Raw genomic sequence first — 17,632 nt, forward strand, 5'->3', positions numbered from 1 at the left:
CCTGCCTTTGGAGGAGGAAGGGGCCCGCGAATCTGTCCGTTGCAGGACAAGAAACGGAGGGTGGTCCTGGCTCAGAATTTCTTGACAGGCAGCACTAGGTCGTGCGCAGCGAGCGAAGGGGGTCGACCTTCGTGGCGCGCCAGGCTGGGAGGGTGCAAGCCAGCAGGGCTGAGAGGAGGAGCAGCGCGGTGGCGGCCAGGTAGGTCAGAGGATCGACGGTTTCCACCCGGTAGAGCTGAGACTGCACCAGTCGGACCAGGAGCAGCGCTCCCAGGCCTCCGATGATCAGTCCGGCGGCAACCGGTTTGAGAGCTCGGCGCAGGACCAGTTTGACCACGTCGGCCCGCAGGGCGCCCAGGGCCATGCGGACGCCGATTTCAGGCAGGCGGCGCTGCACGGAGTAGGAGATGACGCCGTAGATTCCGACCGCCGCCAGCAGCAGGGCGACCACGGCGAAGGCTCCCAGCAGAGTCAGGACGAAACGGCGTTGGGCCACGTTGTCCTCAAGCAGCGTCGACATGGCCGCAAATCCGTGAAGCGCCTGTCCGCGGTCGAGGCGGGCGGCCTCCAGGCGGATCGCCTCGCGCAGGCTCAGCGGATTTAGGAGTTGGGTCTTGACCACGAATGCGGTCATGGGCCAGGTCTGCTGGGCGAAGGACACGTAATACTGCGGCTCGGGATCAAGGTGAAGTCCTGCCTGGCGTACGTCGCCCACGATGCCCACGATTTGGTAAGCGTCCGGCTCTTGAGGATCGCCCAGTCCGATGGAGGGCTCGACGAACTGTCCTATCGGGTCGGAGTCGGGGAAAAAGCGGCGCACCGCCGTCTCGTTGATGACCATGGCGCCCGGCTGTCCCAGCCGGTCGCCCTGGTTGAGAAGGCGCCCGCGAATAAGAGGGATTCCCATCGCTTCGAAGTATCCGGGGCTGACCGAATTGTAGCGGGCTTGGGGTTCTTCTCCCGGCTTGTATTCGCGTCCCTTGATGGGCAATCCGGTTCCCACCTGGGCGTCGGTGAGGGGCAGGATGAGCCCGGTGGCGGCTCGTTCCACCCCCGGAAGTCCTTCGATCTTCTCAATCATCTGCCGGTAAAAGGCCAAGCGGCCATGATTATCAAAATCGTCACTAAAAGGCGAGGAGTTGAAGAAGATCAGGCGGCCCTGGGTTTCGATCCCGGATTGCACCGAGGTCAGTTGGGTGAAGCTGCGAACGAAGATTCCCGCCCCCAGGAGGAGGATGACGGCCAGAGCCACTTCGGCAGCCACCAGCGCTGCACGCAGTCCTGAGCCTGAGGCATCGCCCTGGTGGCGTCCGCCTTCAACCAGTGCGGCGCGGACGTCCCGACGCGGCGAGATCCATGCGGGAGCAAGCCCGAAGAGGACTCCGGCCAGCAGGCTGACCAGCAGGCTGAAGAGCAGGACCCAGGGATCGAGGGAGGCTTCCTCTACGCGGGGCAAGTTGGCGGCGGGCCGCAGAACAGTAAGCACGCCCATGGCCAGCATGATGCCGAGAAGGCCGCCAGTCAACGACAGCAGCAGGCTCTCGGCCAGGAGTTGCCGCATCAGGCGCAGTCGTCCCGCGCCCAAAGCCGAGCGGACGGCGATTTCGCGCCGCCGTGCGCTGGCGCGGGCCAGCAACAGATTGGCCACGTTAGCGCAGGCGATCAGCAGCACGAATCCGACGGCGATGCTGAGCGCCAGCAAGGGCGCTTGGGCGTCTCCGACCAGGGCCTGTTGCAGCGGATCGGCCCGCACTCCGCGTCCGGCTTGGGCGTCGGGAAAGCGCTGCTCGATGGACTCGGCCACGGCGTCCAACTGGGACTGGACTTGGGCCAGCGAGACTCCTTCGTGGAGGCGGGCCAACGCGCCATACATGTGATTGCCGCGATTCTGATTCAGTGCGGCGTCCAGACTGAGGGGAAGATAAACGTCGGCCGAGGTCAGCGCGGGAAGGTTGAATCCTCGGGGAAGCACCCCAATCACCTGATAACGCTTGCCGTCCAAATCGATGCTCAGTTGCTCGAGATCCTCGGCGCCTCCCAGGTGGGTCTGCCAGAATCCGTGACTGACCACGGTCCGCAGAGGCGGGTTCTCAGGCGGATCGTCCTCAGGACGGAAAAGCCGGCCCACTTGCGGTTGAACCCCCAGCACCTGGAAAAAGGTGCCGGACACGCGGCTGGCTTCCACGCGCAGCGCCGGCCCCTGGCCCCGCAGAGTGTGATTGGTGTTGCGGATGGCGGCCGCGCTCTCCAATCCCGCGGCTGACTCCGTCCAGTCCTTCAGGTTGGGCACCGAGACCGAGGCCCTGGGATCGCCTTCCTCGGTCTCCCACAACATGACCAGGCGGTCGGAGTCGGGGAAAGGCAGCGGGCGCAGAATGACCGCATGAAGCAGCGAGAAAATGGCTGTGTTGCCCCCGATGCCCAAGGCCAGGGCCAGCAGTGCCACGGCGGTGAAAGCAGGGCTTTTGCGCAGCGTGCGCATTCCGAATCGGACGTCTTGCAGAATCGAATGCATGAGGGAGTCTCCCTGACGCGCGATCTTGGCTACGGGGTCGCGGACTCGGTCCAGCCGCAGTCGGACGGGGCCCAGGCGCAGGTCGAGGAGCGAAGTGTCGCGCGGCCTGTCATTAGAAGGCGGGGCGTCGCCGCTGACGCTCTCCTCCAGGCTTTCAGCGCTGCTCTCGACCTGAAAAAGCTGCCTGAACTCGAGATCCAGTCCCCGCAGCAAGACCTGGCGCGTCTCGGCTGAGGGGTAGGGATGCTTGCCGTTGACCAGCTCAGAGAGATGTCCGCTGGAAAAACCCAGCCTCTGAGCCCAGCGATTCTGGCTCATGCGGCTTTCCTCCAAGACCCGTTTCAGCCGTTGATGTTTGAGTCGAACTTTCATCCTTCACCTCTACAAGACGCACCTAGCCTACGAAAAGTAAATGTTCACTGTCCACAAAGTGCTCGTACCCGTTCACAAGGTCTGCGAAGTCTCGGAGCGGCCTTCCTTCGCTGAAGCTATGGAGGGTCATCGCTTGCGACGGTGGGCGATGATCTTGCGGTACTTTTTGTGCAGCTTCTTGACCCGCTGCTTTCCTTCAGCTTGAGACTCTCGTCCTGGCGGCTGGCCTGGTAGCGCTGCTCACGCAAAAGGCGGCGGTAGTAGCTTTCCAGCCGGGACGCATCGATTTGCCCTTGCTTCAGGGCGTGGCGCACGGCGCATCCCGGTTCGCTCTGGTGGCCGCAGTCTGAAAGCCCTATTGAGGCAAGGGCACGGTCTGATCCTGGGGGATGGGAGACTGGTAGGGCTTGCCCTTGGTGGACTCCTGGAAAGCCTCTTTGGCCCGCTGCAGCAACTCGGCGTCGAGAAGCAGGTCGATCCCGGTCAGGGCGATCACTTGGGTGGCAACTTGTGCGCCCTTGACGCCGATCTCGGTACCGTGACAGGCACTGGTGGCCCAGGAGTGCCAGGGGATTCCGTCGGCGGCGGTGGTGACGTTGAAACCTACCGTGGGGGCGATCCAGCTCACCTCGGCCACATCGGTCGATCCCCCGCTGGGCGGCTCGGCCTCGGGTGCCAGCGGCTTGACTTCATCGTTGAGGCCTTTCTCCTCGATCTTGAGAAAGCTCTGCAGTTGGCGCGCGAACTCCTGATCTTCCTCACTGAAGTCGGGGGCCCCGACCGCCTCCAGGTTGGCCTGCACGGCTTCTTGCAGCGGACGGTTGAGCAGGGTCTCGTGGACGCCCGTTATGAGGAAGACCTTATGGGTGGTGCCCGTCCCCAAGGCGGCTCCCTGGGCAATGTTGAGGATGCGCTGGTAGTAGCCTTCGACTTCCTCGCGGTTGATGTCGCGCACGTAGTACCAGACCTTGGCGTACTCGGGCACCACGTTGGGCGCCTCGCCTCCGTTGGGAATTACGTAATGGATGCGGGTGGTGGGCTTGACGTGTTCGCGCATCAGGTTTACGCCGTAGTTCATCAGTTCCACCGCGTCCAGGGCGCTGCGGCCGTTCCAGGGGTCGGCGGCGCCGTGGGCGGCCTGTCCGAAGAATTCGACCTCGAAGTTGTTCATGGCCCGTCCGGGCTGATTGCGGACTTGGGTTTCCAGGGAAGGGTGCCAATCGATGACGGCGTCGACCTCGTCGAAGATACCCGCTTTGGCCATGTACACCTTGCCCACCACGGTCTCTTCAGCAGGAGTCCCGTAAAGGATGATGGTGCCGGGCAGTTGTTGGCTTTCCATCACCCGTTTGACGGCGACGGCGCCGCTGACCGAGGCGGCTCCGAAGAGATTGTGGCCGCATCCTTGACCGCTGCTGACCCCGTCCTGGCGGGGCTGGCGGCGGGGGACCGCGGCGTTGCCTACGCCGGGCAGGGCGTCGTACTCGGCCAGCACGCCGATGACCGGCGATCCGCTGCCGTAGCGGGCCACGAAGGCCGTGGGCATTCCCGCCACGCCCTCCTCGACGCTGAATCCTTCAGCGCGCAAAGCCGCGGTCAAGAGCCGGGCTGAATCGTCCTCTTTGAGGGCGGTTTCGGACAGGTCCCAGAGGCTCTGCGACAACCGGGCCACTTCAGGGCTCAACCGCTCGGCCTCCAGCAAAACGGCTTCTTTGGCGCCTTGCAGACTTTGCCCAGACGCGGGCGCGGCCACAAGGAAAAGGATGGTCAACGATGCGGTGAGTGCAGATATTCCCGACAGGTCTCTTCTCGGCACTTTGGTCCTCCCCTCGCTTGCGCGGCAAGGCGGAAGAGCCTCTAACTGCCGTCGGAGCCGCTGCCGGAAACCTTGGGGATCAGTCCCTGCTGCTCCCATTTCAGCAGTTGCTGTTCAACCTGGTCGGCCAAGCCCTGTGGGGCCGATCCGCTGTTCAGGTAGATGCGCAACTCAGAGGCCGCATTGCCCAGCTCACCCTTGCGGGCGAACAGGTCGCCCAGCATGAAGTGGATGGCGGGGTATTGCTTGGAGTATCCGCCTTCGCTCAGCATGTTCAAAGATTCGAAGGCCGTATCATAACGTGCCAGATAGTAGTTGGCCAAACCCGAATAGTAGCGGCTTTCGGGCAGGGAGGAATCGAGTTCCAGCAAGCGCTCGCAGATGGCGGAAGCCTCTTTCCAAGCCCCTTTGCCTAGTTCGATGCGGGCCAGTGAGAGCAAGGGAGGCAGATAATTGGGATCGGCGGCACTGGATTTATTGAAGGCGTCCCGCGCTTCCTCTTCTTTTTCTTGACGCATCAGCACGATGCCCAAGTGCTGCCAGGCAGCGGCATATTCGGGGTAGAGGCTGAGAGCCTCTTCAAACTTCTTGGCGGCTTTGTTGAGGTTGGGCTTGTTCCTTTGGAAGAGTTCCTTATGCCCTTTTTCGTAAGCCTTGCGGGCTTTCTTGGGCGCTTGCAGATCGTTCATGCTGACCAGCGTGCCGGCCCTTTCGCCCATGCGGTGCATGACGATCAGACCCAACTCGGGATTGTCGAAAATGCTGCGGAAACCGAGTGAGATGTCGTTGGCTCTGAATCCGGGAGTGGGGGCTAACCGGATGGAGCAGTGGTTCATGTCGAAGCGGCCGTTTCCGGCGCTGCGGATGCCGCCGGGCAGCGGCGCTTCCTCATCACTCCTCCCGAAAGTGCTGCTGGATGTGTTGTTAACGCCGGGCACGTTTCCTTGCACGCTGGCGCTGACCGAATCGAAATGGTTGGTATCGCCCAGGGTGAAATTGAAGCGTCCGTCCGTTTTGGTCATGGTCTGGCGGATGACTTGTCCGCTGCACAGCAGATCCACGAACACCGGTTCAGGAGGCGGAGTCCCCACATCGAGCACCACTTGCCCCGAGAGGTGGAGGAGACGGTTCTGGCGCAGCCTTGGCGGTTCCGGTCTGGGCCGAGAAGTGGACGGCGTGCTGGTAGGGTTGGTGGGTGTGGACGGCGTGCCCTGCTGAGCCCATAGAGGTGCGGGAGAGATTGCAGCGATAATGACCGCTGTGCAAAAAAACTTGCTCATGTCGCCCCCCAGGCGAATGCGTTTGTCGACGGAACGGAATGGCCCGATCATATACCATTTGAGCCTGTTTGTCTCGAAGATTCTTCGCTTGAAGGGCACGCTCAGGGCCTAATCGTTGCCTGCCAGCCGCAACCCGCGCGCGCCACGGCTGATAGGAGCGGGAAACCATGCCCGGATCCTCGCCCACCTAGATGGCCCAGCGGCCCTCGGGCAGTATGGTCCCCTCCAGCGCGATTCCACTCGTAGACGTCTTCAGGTGCTGGAGAAACTTCTTTCGCAGCGCTTGACCCGCCTCCTTCCAGTCTGCACACTGATGGTCAGATATGAAAAGACACGTTGCCTTTCGCTGGGCTCTCGGCCTTCTGCTCGTGACACTGTCTCTCCCGTCCGCCTGGGGTGCGGACGTGCGCGAGGTGGTCATTCTCTACACCAACGACTTCCATAGCGCCATCGATCCCATTCCCGCCTACTGGATGGAAGGCGATCCGTCTCCTCATCTGGGCGGAGCGGCCCAGCTCATGACGCTGGTCGAACGCATCCGGCGCGAGGAGGCTGCCAAGGGCAATCCTGTCTTCCTCTTCGATACCGGCGACATGTTTACCGGCATGCTCTCCAAGCTCACCCGCGGCGAAGCGCTGATGGAGATGATGACCACTCTCCGCTACGACGCCATGGCCATCGGCAACCACGAGTTCGACTACGGGTGGCAAAACTTCAGGCGCCAGATGTTTCGCGTGGCCTTTCCCGTGCTGGGGGCCAACATCTTCTATGAGGACACCGAGATCCCTTTCTCGCCGCCCCATGCCATTCTGGAGAAGGACGGCTTCAGGGTAGGCGTGATCGGAATCATCGGTCAGGACGCCCGCAGCGTGGTGCTGCCGTCGCTGGTTTCCGAGTTGCGCTTTGAAGATCCCGCGCCCCACGTGGCCGCTTCCATGAAAGCACTCGAGAAGGACGTCGACCTGATGGTGGTGCTGGCCCACCAGGGGCACACCGGCCCCATGCAGACCGACGCCGAAGCCCATCCTGAAATCCAGAGGACGTTCGAGGCCGACATCGAGCTGAGCGGAAAGGTCCCCGGCATCGACGTCTTCGTGGGAGGCCACGCCCATCGCGGCATCGAAGAGCCCTTCGTCCATCCCGAGACCGGCACCTTGATCGTGCAGACCTACGGATACGGCACCCGCCTGGGCTTTTTGCGGCTGCGGGTGGATACCGAAAGCGGCCAGGTGATCGAGCACCAGGGCGAACTGCTCAAGGTGTGGAGCGACGAACTTGAAGCGCATCCCATCATGGACCGCAAGATGAAGGCCTACCAGAAGCAGGTGGCGCCCGTCATCGGCGACGTGGTGGGACGTTCGCAGGTCCGCCTGGTGCGCAGCTACAACGCCGAATCCTTGCTGGGCAGCTTCTCCTCCGATGTGCTGCGCGAATTAACCGGCGCCGACGTGGCCTTCATGAACGCGGGAGGGCTGCGCGACGACTTGCCTCAAGGCGAGGTCACGGTGGGCGACGTTCAAGACGCCTTTCCCTTCTTCAACACCGTGGTGGTGATGGAGATGAGCGGAACTCAAGTCTCTCAAGTCGTCGAACAGGGTCTGACCTTGCTGCGCGGAATGGTCCAGGTGTCGGGGCTGACCGCACGCTACGACCTCTCGCGTCCCATGGGTGAGCGCCTGCTTGAACTCAGCATCGGCGGACAGCCCATGGACCCCGACGGCAGCTACCGGGTGGCCGCCAACAGCTTCATGGCCGAGGGCGGGGACCTCTACAGCACCTTCACCGAGTGCACCTGGGCCGAGCACATCGAAAAAGACATCGCCGCCGTGGTCATGGACTACTTCCGTGCCCATGAAGGACCGGTTCCGCCGCCCCAGATGGGCCGGCTGATCCCTGCTGAGGCGGTTGACGATTAGAATCGTTGGAGGTTTCTTGCGGGGATATCGATGCTTGTCCTGGTTGCTGGCGACCGCCCTGACGTCGGTCAGCTTGCCGGCGCAGACTCCTCTCGGGGAGGCGCAAGAGCTTTCCCGGCCTGAGCGCTACGCCAAGTATCCGTCCCTGGCTCTGGACTCCGCGGGACGTCTGTGGGCGGCCTGGACCTCGACGCGCATCGATGAGGACGGTCCCCGCGACGAGATTCTGGCGCGGGTGCGCATCGACGGCGATTGGAGCGCGGTCATGCGGCTCGACGGCGGGCAGGGACTGGAGAGTGGAGTCGAGTTGCAGCAGGACGCGCAAGGCGTCCTGTGGGCGCTATGGCACGGTCGGCGGGAGGGGCGCTGGGGACTCTATTCGCGCCGTCTGAAGCGGGGAGATCCGGTCGCCGAATGGGACGCTGAACGGCGCCTCGCCCTCGACTCGGACGCGCTGCACCCCGTCCTTTCCCAGGCCTCCGGGGGCGGTCTGTGGATGGCCTACGAGAAGGCCGTCGAGGGCGGATTCACCGTCGAGCTGCGCCACCTGAGCGGCGATCGGGTGTCCGCGGCCGTCGGGATACCGCCGGGAGGAACGGCACGCCGCCCCCATTTGGCCTCCTGCCCCTCGGGCCAGACCTTTCTGGCCTGGGACTCCACCGCCGCTGGAAACTACGACGTGTGGCTGGCCCGGGTGGATAGCTCGAGCCAGCCTCGTCTGGCCGACGTCCAGCCGGTGACGCGGCAGGCTGTCATAGACGATTCCCCCTGGCTCTCCTGCGCGCCGGACGGCTCGTTGTGGGTGGCCTTCAACTCCATGCGCGGACGCCAGGACGCCGCCTTGCGCACCGACCGGCATTCGGGAGATGCCTTCGTCAGGGTCTTGCGCGAGGGCCGCTGGCTGGCCCCCGCAGGCGTCGATCCGCAGGCCCAGCCCGGCCAGGTCAGCTTCGGAATGACCGTCAAGACGCCCCGCGACGCTGTCGACCCTTACTGGCACTGGAAGCAGACCCAGAACTACCCGCGTGTCTTCCACCACGGCCAGGGCGCCTGGATCATCTGGCGAAGCGACGCTACCGGCGCCCACGACTTCGATCTGCTGGCCCGCTATCACGACGGGCGCCGCTGGTCGCCTGAGTACAACTTGACGGCGTTTTCGCCGGGACGCGATGAGTGGCCGTCCGCCCTTGTCGATGCCGAAGGACGTCTCCAACTGGCCTGGGAGGGGCAACTGCTGCCCACTCCTCAGCGTCAGGGGCAACTGGGCGGAGGCGACGTGGACGCCTACAACACCAAGGGCAACGCCAACTCGGTGCTGATCGCGGCTCTCGATCCTCCCGCCGTGCGGGCCGCCAAGCTGCCCGCGCCCATGCGTCCCGCGCCGCTGGAAGAGCTCGTTCCCGTTGACAAGAACGAACCTCCCCTGCCCGGACTCGACGGCCCCGCTCCCCGATGCGAGCAGGGGCCATGGCGCATCTACTTCGGCGACCCCCACATGCACTCCGTCCTCAGCGACGGCAAGACGGCCTGGCCCGATCAGCTTCTGGAGCTCTCGCGTCAGGACATGAAGCTCGACTTCGCCGTGGTCAGCGACCACGCCGAGATGGGACTGCTGCAGCCGGCCGAACATGCCGAACTCCAGCTCACGTCCCGCTCTTACGACCAGCCCGGACGCTTCGTGGCCCTGAGCGGGTGGGAGTGGACGGCGGGAGTCACGGCGGGACACCGGGTGGCCGTCTTCCGCGACGACGGCATCGCGCCCCTCAGCGCCGACCGTCCCGAGGGCGACACCATCGAAGAGCTCTACGACCACCTGCGCGGACACGATGCGGTGCTTTCGCCGCACCATACCGGCAACGCCACCTGGGGACGCTGGAATCCCTCGGCCCACCACGACGAAGAACTCGAGCCCAACTTCGAGATCGCTTCCTGGCACGGGCGCTTCGAGTTCTACGGCAATCCCCGCGAAGGACGGCGGCAGGTTCCCGGACACCAATATCAGGACGCTCTTGGCCTGGGACGCCATGTGGGCGTGATGGCGGCCTCAGATACCCATCATCTGACTCCCGGCGAAGGCGGACTGACGGCGGTGCTGGCCGAAGATCTAAGCCGCGAGTCGGTCTTCGACGCTCTGCGCAACCGCCGCAACTACGCCACCAGCGGCGCCGCAATCGTGCTGGAGTTCACCCTCGACGGCCACCCCATGGGTTCCATCATCGATCAGTCCGACAGGTCTGAAGCCGTCCAGATGAGCGTGCGCGTGGAGGGCACGGCCCCGATCGACCGGGTGGAAATCGTCCGCAACCTCATCGATGCCTACGCCGCCGTCCGCGTGGAACAGGATCCCCACAGCCAAGAGGGCGTTTTCGTCCTCTACCGGCATCACCTGCCTCAGTCCCACGACCGGCTTCCGCTCGACGACACCTCGCTCCTGCGATTCACCGTCAGCGACCCCCGGCCTGCCGCGGGTGAAACCTCCTACTATGTCCGCGTCACCCAGGCCGACGGCCACCAAGCCTGGTCCTCCCCGATTTGGATCCGTCGCTAGAGGCCGCAAGGCAATACGCTTGCAGTAATGGCCAAGTGGCGGTGCTGGTTGCCTTATGGCAGAAAAGGACATGAATCTGGAGAATCTTATAGGTGACGTATTGGCGGCGGATGCGCCTTTTGAAGCCCACGACGAAGTCGTTCAGGAGGGATTACACCCTGCCCAGCGACCTCGTCTCGATCCCCATCCAGGTTCCAGACCACGTGTCGCGTCGTGAGGTGCCGAAGAGGGATCTTCCTGCCAACTGGCGCTACAGCTGCCAGCCCTCCGCGTTGAAAGAACTCGGCAATCGTTGGCTGGATGAAGGCAAGGGCGCGCTGTTCTTCGCCCCCTCGGCGATTGTAACGCCCGAGCACATCGTTCTGATCAACCCACGACATGTGGATCGCCTACGGATGGAAGTAGGGGAAGCGGAGTCCTTCACCTTCGATCCACGCCTTTTCAAATAGTGCTCACTCCTCCCCGCGGGAGCGGGCCTGTTCCAGCAGCCAGAAGGCCAGGATGAGGCCTGCGCCGGCGCCGATCAGGGCGCTCCCCAGCGCTGCCGGGGAGGGAACCGTCACGTGAGTACGGGCCTGGGTGGTGGCCTTCACGGGGCCCCATTCCACTTCATGTTCGTCGGTCTCATATTCAAACTCCCGAATCGCCAACACCGCCGCACCCAAGGCGATCGGGATCGTTCCAAGCAATATTCCAAGCTTCATAGTTGTCTCCCCATCCAGCATGACAGATTGGGGCCGTGCGACTCAACTGGGCTAGTGCTGCCGGTCATAAGTTCTGAGCCAGGGCCCTCCGTTCTTGTCCCTGACAGGGACAGATTCGCCAGCCCAGCGACTGTGTTAGAAGTCAAGTCCGGGCTCGCTGAAGGCGAGCGATTCGTCAGCCCAGGGTCAGCCCCGGCGAGCGTTAGCGAGACGGCGGCGCCACCCTGGGTTTCAGACGGCAAAGGTCCGAACGTTGAAAGCGTGGGATAACGCGACAGGGTGGCTCAAGACTTCTGATTCACTGCACGATAAGGGCCGTCGCCCGAGGTCCGACTCGCCAAGAGCCCAACTTACAAGAGCACGGCTTCTCCGTTGGAACTTGGCTAGTTGGATCTTGGGAGTTGGGGACCATGGTCCCCCGACACTGCTCTGGCCTATAATCCCCACGTGGCTAAGATTCACGTTCTGCCTGAAGTCCTGGCGCATCAGATCGCCGCCGGAGAAATCGTGGAGCGTCCGGCTTCGGTGGCCAAGGAACTGCTGGAGAACGCCCTCGACGCTTCTTCCACCAGCATCTCGGTAGAGGCCTCTGACGGCGGCCGCAAGCGTCTGGCCGTGCGCGACGACGGCGTGGGGATGAGCGAAGAGGACGCCCGGCTGGCTTTTGAGCGTCACGCCACCAGCAAGATCTCCAGCATGGAGGATCTGGACGCCGTACGTACGCTGGGATTCCGCGGGGAGGCCCTGCCCACTATCGCCTCCGTGTCGCGGCTGCGCCTGCGCACGGTGGAAGGCCAGGAATCCGAGCAGGAGCCTTTGGGCACCGAAATCGAGTACGAGGGCGGCAAGCTGGTGGAAGTCCGCGAACTGGCTTGGCCGGCGGGCACCGAGGTGATCGTCGAGGATCTCTTTTTCAACGTCCCCGCCCGCCGCAAGTTCCTCAAGACCACCGGCACCGAGTTGGGCCACGTGTCGCGCCAGGTGCATTACTACGCGCTGGCCTATCCCGAGGTGGATTTTCGTTTCCGTCACAACGACCGGGTCATCTTCCAGGCCCCCGCGGTGGCGTCGCTGCGGGAACGCGTCTTTCAGGTGCTGGGAGAGAAGTTTCTGGCCAACTTGACCTCGGTCGATTTCGAGAAGTCAGGCATACGGGTCCACGGCTTCACTTCCTTGCCTCACGAGCAGAAGAGCAACACCAACAGCCAGTATCTCTACGTCAACCGCCGCATGGTTCGCGACAAGGTGCTCATGCACGCCATCCGGCAGGCTTACCGCGACCTCATTCCTTCCGCTTCCCATCCGGCGCTGATCCTCTTCGTGGAGACCGACCCGTCGCTGCTCGACGTGAACGTGCATCCTGCCAAGACCGAGATCCGCTTCCGCAATTCCAACGAAGTCCACAGCGCGGTTTTCCACGCCATCGAAGAGGCCTTGCTCAAGCACCGCAGCGGACTGGGGAGCCTGGCCCGCGATATTCCCTCGGATCAGTTGCGTGCCGAAGGAGAAGACCCGGCTCAGGCCCGGCGTCACGGCGTGGCCCGCAGCATCGAGGGCTTTTTTCATCGTCAAACCGCCTCTTCGCCTCTATTCAAGTCGGAGCGCCCCTTTGGCTACGGGCGCGGCGGCGCCAGCTACCCGCACGGCTACCCGCATTCGGGAGGGTATGAGGGCAAGGATCAAGCTTCGGGTTCTTCTCATGCCGCCTCCATCCCGCTTCCTCCCCGGGGCGACGACCCTCATGCCGCCAACATTCCCGAGACCTTTCACATTTCTTCGGCTCCGGTGGTGCTGGGACAGTTCGTGGAGAGCTTCATCGTGGCCGCCGACCGCGACGGGGTGTTGCTCATCGACCAGCATGTGGCCCACGAGCGCATCCTCTACGACCGTGCCCTGCGTCAGATGCAGAGCGGCCAGGACGTTCCCGTACAAGGCCTGCTGGTGCCCATCACCATCGACCTCACCCCCCAGCAGAAAGTGGTCATGGAAGATGTCCTGGAAGAGTTGCGCGGCAACGGCTTCGAGGTGGACTGGTTCGGCGAAGACACCATCGTGGTCAAGGGGCTGCCCCAGGTGGCCAAGAACTGCGACGTGGGGGAGCTCATCGAAGGCATCCTCGACGATCTTTCCAGCGGCACGCGCGACAAGGACGACTCGGGCCAGGCCGTACAGCGCCTGCGCGAGAAGATCGCCATCAGCCTCTCCTGCCGCAGCGCCATCAAGATCAACACTCCTCTAGCCAAGGAAAAGATGCAGTGGTTTCTGGACGAGCTTTTCGCCTGCGAAAACCCCTACACCTGCCCCCACGGCCGCCCCATCGTCCTGCGTATGACCGTCGAAGACGTCCTCCGCGGCTTCCACCGCATTTAGGCTGGCCAGGCGAGCGAGCCTCGGCGTTTTGTGTCAAGCCCTTCCTATATTCTGCGAGGCACGGCCACGAGTTAGCTTCACCCCTGCCGAGCAGTTCTGTCGTTGACCTCGGTCTTTCCGCAGACTGGAAGTCTGGCGGAAAGGGACGGCGGCCCCTCGCAAAATCTGAGCTCCACCGCTTCTTTGTTTAAAAAACGGTTGTTTTAAGTTATCCGTTGACAGAAACGGATGACGCCAGCTAAAATAAACGACGCCCAAAGGTACTTTATTTAATGCAAAGACTCGGTTTTGCATTTGCACCCTAGTCTTGTATTCGATGAAGCACTCAAACGCAACCACAAAGAAATGGAGGTCATTATGCAACCGGAAGGTGGCATCCTTCTCGATGCTCTGATCAATGGTGATTAGGGTTCACAGCAAGCGAGGCCTGCTGGCCTCAGGAACTCCAAAATTTCTGGTGGCCGAAGCAGGCCTCTCATCGTGTCCAAGATTCGATTTCAACAACTTCGCCGTGCAGGTCGAGGAGTCTATTTCTTAGGAATCAGGAACGGCATGGATCGACAACGGAAGCTGAAACTGGCTCAGGCGATCGCCCGCGGCCAAATGCAGCAGAGCGAGGTGGTGGCGGTGATGCTCGTGGGATCGGTGGCGCTGGGAGTAGAGTCTGCGGATTCTGACCTCGATATCGCGGTTTTCTCAGATGGCGTTGAAAGCCCGGACCAGGAGATCTTCCAGCGCGAGGGTGTCCGCATTGGCCTGGAGTTCTACCCGGTGCTGGAATTTCACGATTGGCCTGAAGTGCCCATTCTGCCTCGAAGCGAACTGAGGAACTGCGGTCGATTCTTGCGGGGAATGGTGCTGGAGTCGCGTTGGAGCGATCTTGAAGACGTGCGTGCCAAGTGGCGGTCGGCCATTCTGCATCCGAGCGAAGCGCTGACAATCCTGACAATAGCCAAAAAGACCCTCAGCGACGAGGGAGGAGAGCCCTCGCTGGAGGCATGGAAAAGGGGCTGGCACCTGCAGGCTGCCGCCTTTGCTCTCGCCATCGTGGCCCTGTCTCTTGCCCCTTGCCGATTCCAGAAGCCCAAGTGGCTGGCACGTGACTTGGCTGAATGCGGACCTGCTTCTCTTCTAAGAGTTCTGCGCATCCTCTGCTCTTCGGGTTGTGCCGACGAGGCTCAGGCCCGCCGGGCCACGGAAGCAGCCGCTTGGGCAGTCGAGGAAGGTTGTCGAGTGGGTTCGCTTCCTGCCCTCAGCTTCGATGTAGCGATCCATGACAGCGATGCGATATCGATTTACCGAACCTACCGGGACGCTTCCAGTCTGCTCAGGGACGGCGACTGGGAAGGCGCCATCTACACGTCGTTCTTTTGTATCCGCATGATGCATTCCTACCTCAGAGGTCTGGCCGCCAGAAAGGCTCAGCCCAGTCCGGAGGAGGCTTCCAAGTGGGCCGACCAGGCCATAAAGGGCACTCGTGAGCGCCTGGGTGCTCCCACCCGCGCTCAGTTGGAGCAAGCGGTCGAAGAACTATGGGACATTGCCCATAGCTGCAAGGCCGAATACTTGAAGCGGGCCTCTTCGGTCCAGATGTCACAAGGCCAGGCGGAAACATTGGGTCAAGTCGATGCCTTGTTTTCGTCGAAAGAAGGCTGGCTATGATTCTTGATGGAATCTTGCGGGATTGCCGAGATGCCGTGCGGGCGCTGGCCCGCAACCCGGCCTTGAGCCTGTTTTCGATTCTTACTCTCGGCGTGGCAACCGGCGCTGCTATCATCGTCTTCTCCATACTGGACTCCATCCTTCTTCAACCCCTCCCCTACCAGGAAGCTGATCGTCTGGTCTTGTTGTGGGAAGCCGACGAACAGTGGGATCAGGACTGGGGAATGGTTTCCGAAGCGGCCTTCGTCAAGTGGCGGGACGAACTCCGGACCTTGCAGGGCTTAGCCGCCATCCGCAACGCATCCTTCAGTCTAACCGGCCTGGAAACGCCCGAATCTCCGCTGGTCCGGATGGCCACCCCAAGCTACTTCAGTCTTCTGGGGGCCGAAGCCGAGTTGGGACGCACCTTCAGCCCCCACGACGAGTCAGCCGGGGCCGAGAAGGTGGTTCTTCTCAGCTATGGACTCTGGCAACGCGTCTTCGGCGGCGACCCGGAGGTTGTCGGGCAGAGCCTGGAGCTTGATTACCAGCCCTACGAGATCATTGGCGTCATGCCCAGAAGCTTTCGCAGCCCGATCGAAGACGACCCGCCTCAACTCTGGCTTCCCTTGACATTTGATTCAGCCCTGCTAAGTACCAACCGGCGCATGCTGGCGTTCGGACGGCTGCTTCCGGGCTTGCACCTGAAGGATGCACGCAGCGAAGTCGAGCGCGCCGAGGAAGAGTTGAAGAGGATCCATCCCGAGTCGGTTTCGGGGCGGAGCGGAGTCGCGGAGAGTGTCCATGAAATTGTCGTCCAAGATGCAAGGTCTCCGTTGCTGTTGCTTTTCATCGCTGTCGGATGCGTATGCCTGATCGCCTTCTGCAATCTTTCCAACCTCTTTCTTGCAAAGACTGTCTCTCGAGAAGAAGAGAGTTCAGTTCGTCTCGCCCTGGGAGCCCGGTCCTCTTGGCTGCTGAGGCGGTCCCTGTTGGAGAAGACATTGGTGGCCTCCTTGGGAACCGCACTCGGATTCCTGTTGGCCCTCTTCGGGCAGGGACCGGTGGTGAACTTGATTCCGCAGGGATCAGTCCTTCCGCAGCTTGACCGTGTCGGAATCACCTTCAATTCCGTCCTTTTCGCGGTGGGGCTGATCGCCGCCGCCGTGCTCTTCTTCGGACTTATCCTGGGGAACTCGGTATTCAGGAGGTTGAAGCCCTCCATCTCCAGTTCCTCCCCTCAGAGATACATGGGCGGCAGGCGCATCGGCTGGATTCGGGGCGCCTTGGTTATCGTAGAGGTTGCGATCGCCGTCAATCTTGGGATCGTGGCTGTGCTGATGTTCCAGACATCGGTTAACAGAGACCGTCTCTCCTATGGTTTCGATCCCTCCGGCTTGCTCACCATGCGGACGGGTCTGAGGGGAGATAAATATGCCGAGCCCGGGCAGAGGGCGGCCTTCTTCGCCCGCGCTCTGGAGGAGATACGGCAGCTTCCGGGAGTCGAGTCAGCGGCGGCAGTGAGCCGCGTGCCGCCCGACCGGGCCAGCCGGCTTACTCCGGTAGGCGTTCAAGGCCTCCCTCAGCGAGAAGAGAGTCCGCAAGCACTGGTCCGGATAATAACCCCTGGGTATTTTGAAGTTCTGACAACCCCCATCCTTGAGGGGCGGGCTATCGAGGAGCACGACAGCTTGGAGAGCCGGCCGGTTGCGCTTGTCAACCAGGTTTTTGCCGACCGTTACATGGCGGAGTTGCCGACCCTGGGGGCTGTGATCGAGCCGGGCGGCAACATGGGCGCGAGGACCATCGTGGGCGTGGCCGACAACCTGCTTTCATCGGACAATCCTCCCCAGGAAATACCCACGATCTACGTGCCCCACGCTCAAGTCCCCTATTCGACGATGTCTTTTCTTGTGTATTGCAGAAGCGACCCGAAGGGCTTGATCGCTCCCGTACGAAGGGCTATCGGAAACCTCGACCGGCTCATGCCGACCTATGGCATCTCCACCATCCAGGAGATCATCGACCTGAGAAATTGGCGCCCACGATTAATCATGGTCCTGACGGCCGCTTTTTCTCTCTTGGCACTATTCCTGGCCGCCTCAGGCATTTATGCCGCCATGGCTTTCGCATTGCGCGAGCGGGTCAGGGAGTTCGGTGTTCGAGTCGCCTTGGGTGCTGGGATGAGGGATATCTTGAAGAGCGTCTTCAAGCAGGCAGGCTGGATGATCGGGTGGGGTATGGGCATCGGCGTAGTCCTCTCTCTGGGATCATCGGCGCTGATCGAGTCACAGTTGTTCGGTGTTCACCAAAATGACTTGTCCAGCTATCTCTTGGTGTTGGCGCTGGTTTCCCTCATTGGCCTGATGGCTGCCGGTCGACCGGCTCTTCAGGCGCTCCGCGTCGACCCAGCGGAAACCTTGAGGCGCGTCTGAAACAACGCTCCGTCCCTTTTTGGCAGGAGGCGCGG

At 62.4% G+C, this 17,632-nt stretch carries 10 protein-coding genes; 6 read left to right on the forward strand and 4 right to left on the reverse strand.

The features are described 5' to 3' along the window. Positions 1 to 94 precede the first annotated feature (94 nt). The 3 genes from VLU25_15550 to VLU25_15560 all read right to left on the reverse strand — a co-directional run bounded on the left by VLU25_15550 (position 95) and on the right by VLU25_15560 (position 5,983). Positions 95 to 2,833 (reverse strand): ABC transporter permease, encoded by a 2,739-nt coding sequence (locus VLU25_15550; protein HSR69350.1) that lies wholly within the window; start codon positions 2,831 to 2,833, stop codon positions 95 to 97. Between the two features lie 409 nt (positions 2,834 to 3,242). After that, a complete protein-coding gene (locus VLU25_15555; protein HSR69351.1) occupies positions 3,243 to 4,589 on the reverse strand; it encodes an amidohydrolase in 1,347 nt (448 codons plus the stop codon). Positions 4,590 to 4,744: 155 nt separating this feature from the next. After that, the gene (locus tag VLU25_15560; GenBank protein ID HSR69352.1) at positions 4,745 to 5,983 is read right to left on the reverse strand and encodes a tetratricopeptide repeat protein; all 1,239 of its coding nucleotides are present in this window, start codon (positions 5,981 to 5,983) and stop codon (positions 4,745 to 4,747) included. Positions 5,984 to 6,306: 323 nt separating this feature from the next. Here VLU25_15560 and VLU25_15565 point away from each other — a divergent pair, with 323 nt between their 5' ends. The 3 genes from VLU25_15565 to VLU25_15575 all read left to right on the forward strand — a co-directional run bounded on the left by VLU25_15565 (position 6,307) and on the right by VLU25_15575 (position 10,896). Then, positions 6,307 to 7,899: a 5'-nucleotidase C-terminal domain-containing protein gene (locus tag VLU25_15565; protein ID HSR69353.1), complete on the forward strand. Its 1,593-nt coding sequence runs from the start codon at positions 6,307 to 6,309 to the stop codon at positions 7,897 to 7,899. Positions 7,900 to 7,933: 34 nt separating this feature from the next. Next, positions 7,934 to 10,447 carry a CehA/McbA family metallohydrolase gene (locus VLU25_15570; protein ID HSR69354.1) on the forward strand — a complete coding sequence of 838 codons (2,514 nt, stop codon included), beginning with the start codon at positions 7,934 to 7,936 and terminating at the stop codon, positions 10,445 to 10,447. A gap of 92 nt (positions 10,448 to 10,539) precedes the next feature. After that, the gene (locus VLU25_15575; GenBank protein ID HSR69355.1) at positions 10,540 to 10,896 is read left to right on the forward strand and encodes an RES domain-containing protein; all 357 of its coding nucleotides are present in this window, start codon (positions 10,540 to 10,542) and stop codon (positions 10,894 to 10,896) included. Between the two features lie 3 nt (positions 10,897 to 10,899). Here the strand turns inward: VLU25_15575 and VLU25_15580 are convergent, their stop codons facing one another. Then, positions 10,900 to 11,151, reverse strand: a complete 252-nt coding sequence (locus VLU25_15580; protein ID HSR69356.1) for a hypothetical protein — start codon at positions 11,149 to 11,151, stop codon at positions 10,900 to 10,902. 447 nt (positions 11,152 to 11,598) lie between these two features. Here VLU25_15580 and mutL point away from each other — a divergent pair, with 447 nt between their 5' ends. From mutL to VLU25_15595, 3 genes are all read left to right on the forward strand, one after another. Further along, on the forward strand, positions 11,599 to 13,521 hold the full coding sequence (gene mutL, locus VLU25_15585) for a DNA mismatch repair endonuclease MutL (protein HSR69357.1): 1,923 nt from the start codon (positions 11,599 to 11,601) through the stop codon (positions 13,519 to 13,521). 552 nt (positions 13,522 to 14,073) lie between these two features. After that, complete coding sequence (locus VLU25_15590) at positions 14,074 to 15,183, forward strand: nucleotidyltransferase domain-containing protein (GenBank protein ID HSR69358.1); 1,110 nt, start codon at positions 14,074 to 14,076, stop codon at positions 15,181 to 15,183. Next, positions 15,180 to 17,597, forward strand: a complete 2,418-nt coding sequence (locus VLU25_15595) for an ABC transporter permease (protein HSR69359.1) — start codon at positions 15,180 to 15,182, stop codon at positions 17,595 to 17,597. Before VLU25_15590 ends, VLU25_15595 begins: the two co-directional genes overlap by 4 nt. Positions 17,598 to 17,632: the final 35 nt, after the last annotated feature.

This window comes from Acidobacteriota bacterium, from assembly GCA_035471785.1.
Taxonomy (GTDB): Bacteria; Acidobacteriota; UBA6911; order RPQK01; family DATIPO01; genus JANQFM01.

What these genes read in the sequence shown, in the direction of transcription:
- VLU25_15595 (HSR69359.1), top strand. Translation starts at nt 15,180, where the DNA reads ATGATTCTTGATGGAATCTTGCGGGATTGCCGAGATGCCGTGCGGGCG.
- VLU25_15590 (HSR69358.1), top strand. Translation starts at nt 14,074, where the DNA reads ATGGATCGACAACGGAAGCTGAAACTGGCTCAGGCGATCGCCCGCGGC.
- VLU25_15550 (HSR69350.1), bottom strand. Translation starts at nt 2,833, where the DNA reads ATGAGCCAGAATCGCTGGGCTCAGAGGCTGGGTTTTTCCAGCGGACAT.
- VLU25_15565 (HSR69353.1), top strand. Translation starts at nt 6,307, where the DNA reads ATGAAAAGACACGTTGCCTTTCGCTGGGCTCTCGGCCTTCTGCTCGTG.
- VLU25_15580 (HSR69356.1), bottom strand. Translation starts at nt 11,151, where the DNA reads ATGAAGCTTGGAATATTGCTTGGAACGATCCCGATCGCCTTGGGTGCG.
- VLU25_15560 (HSR69352.1), bottom strand. Translation starts at nt 5,983, where the DNA reads ATGAGCAAGTTTTTTTGCACAGCGGTCATTATCGCTGCAATCTCTCCC.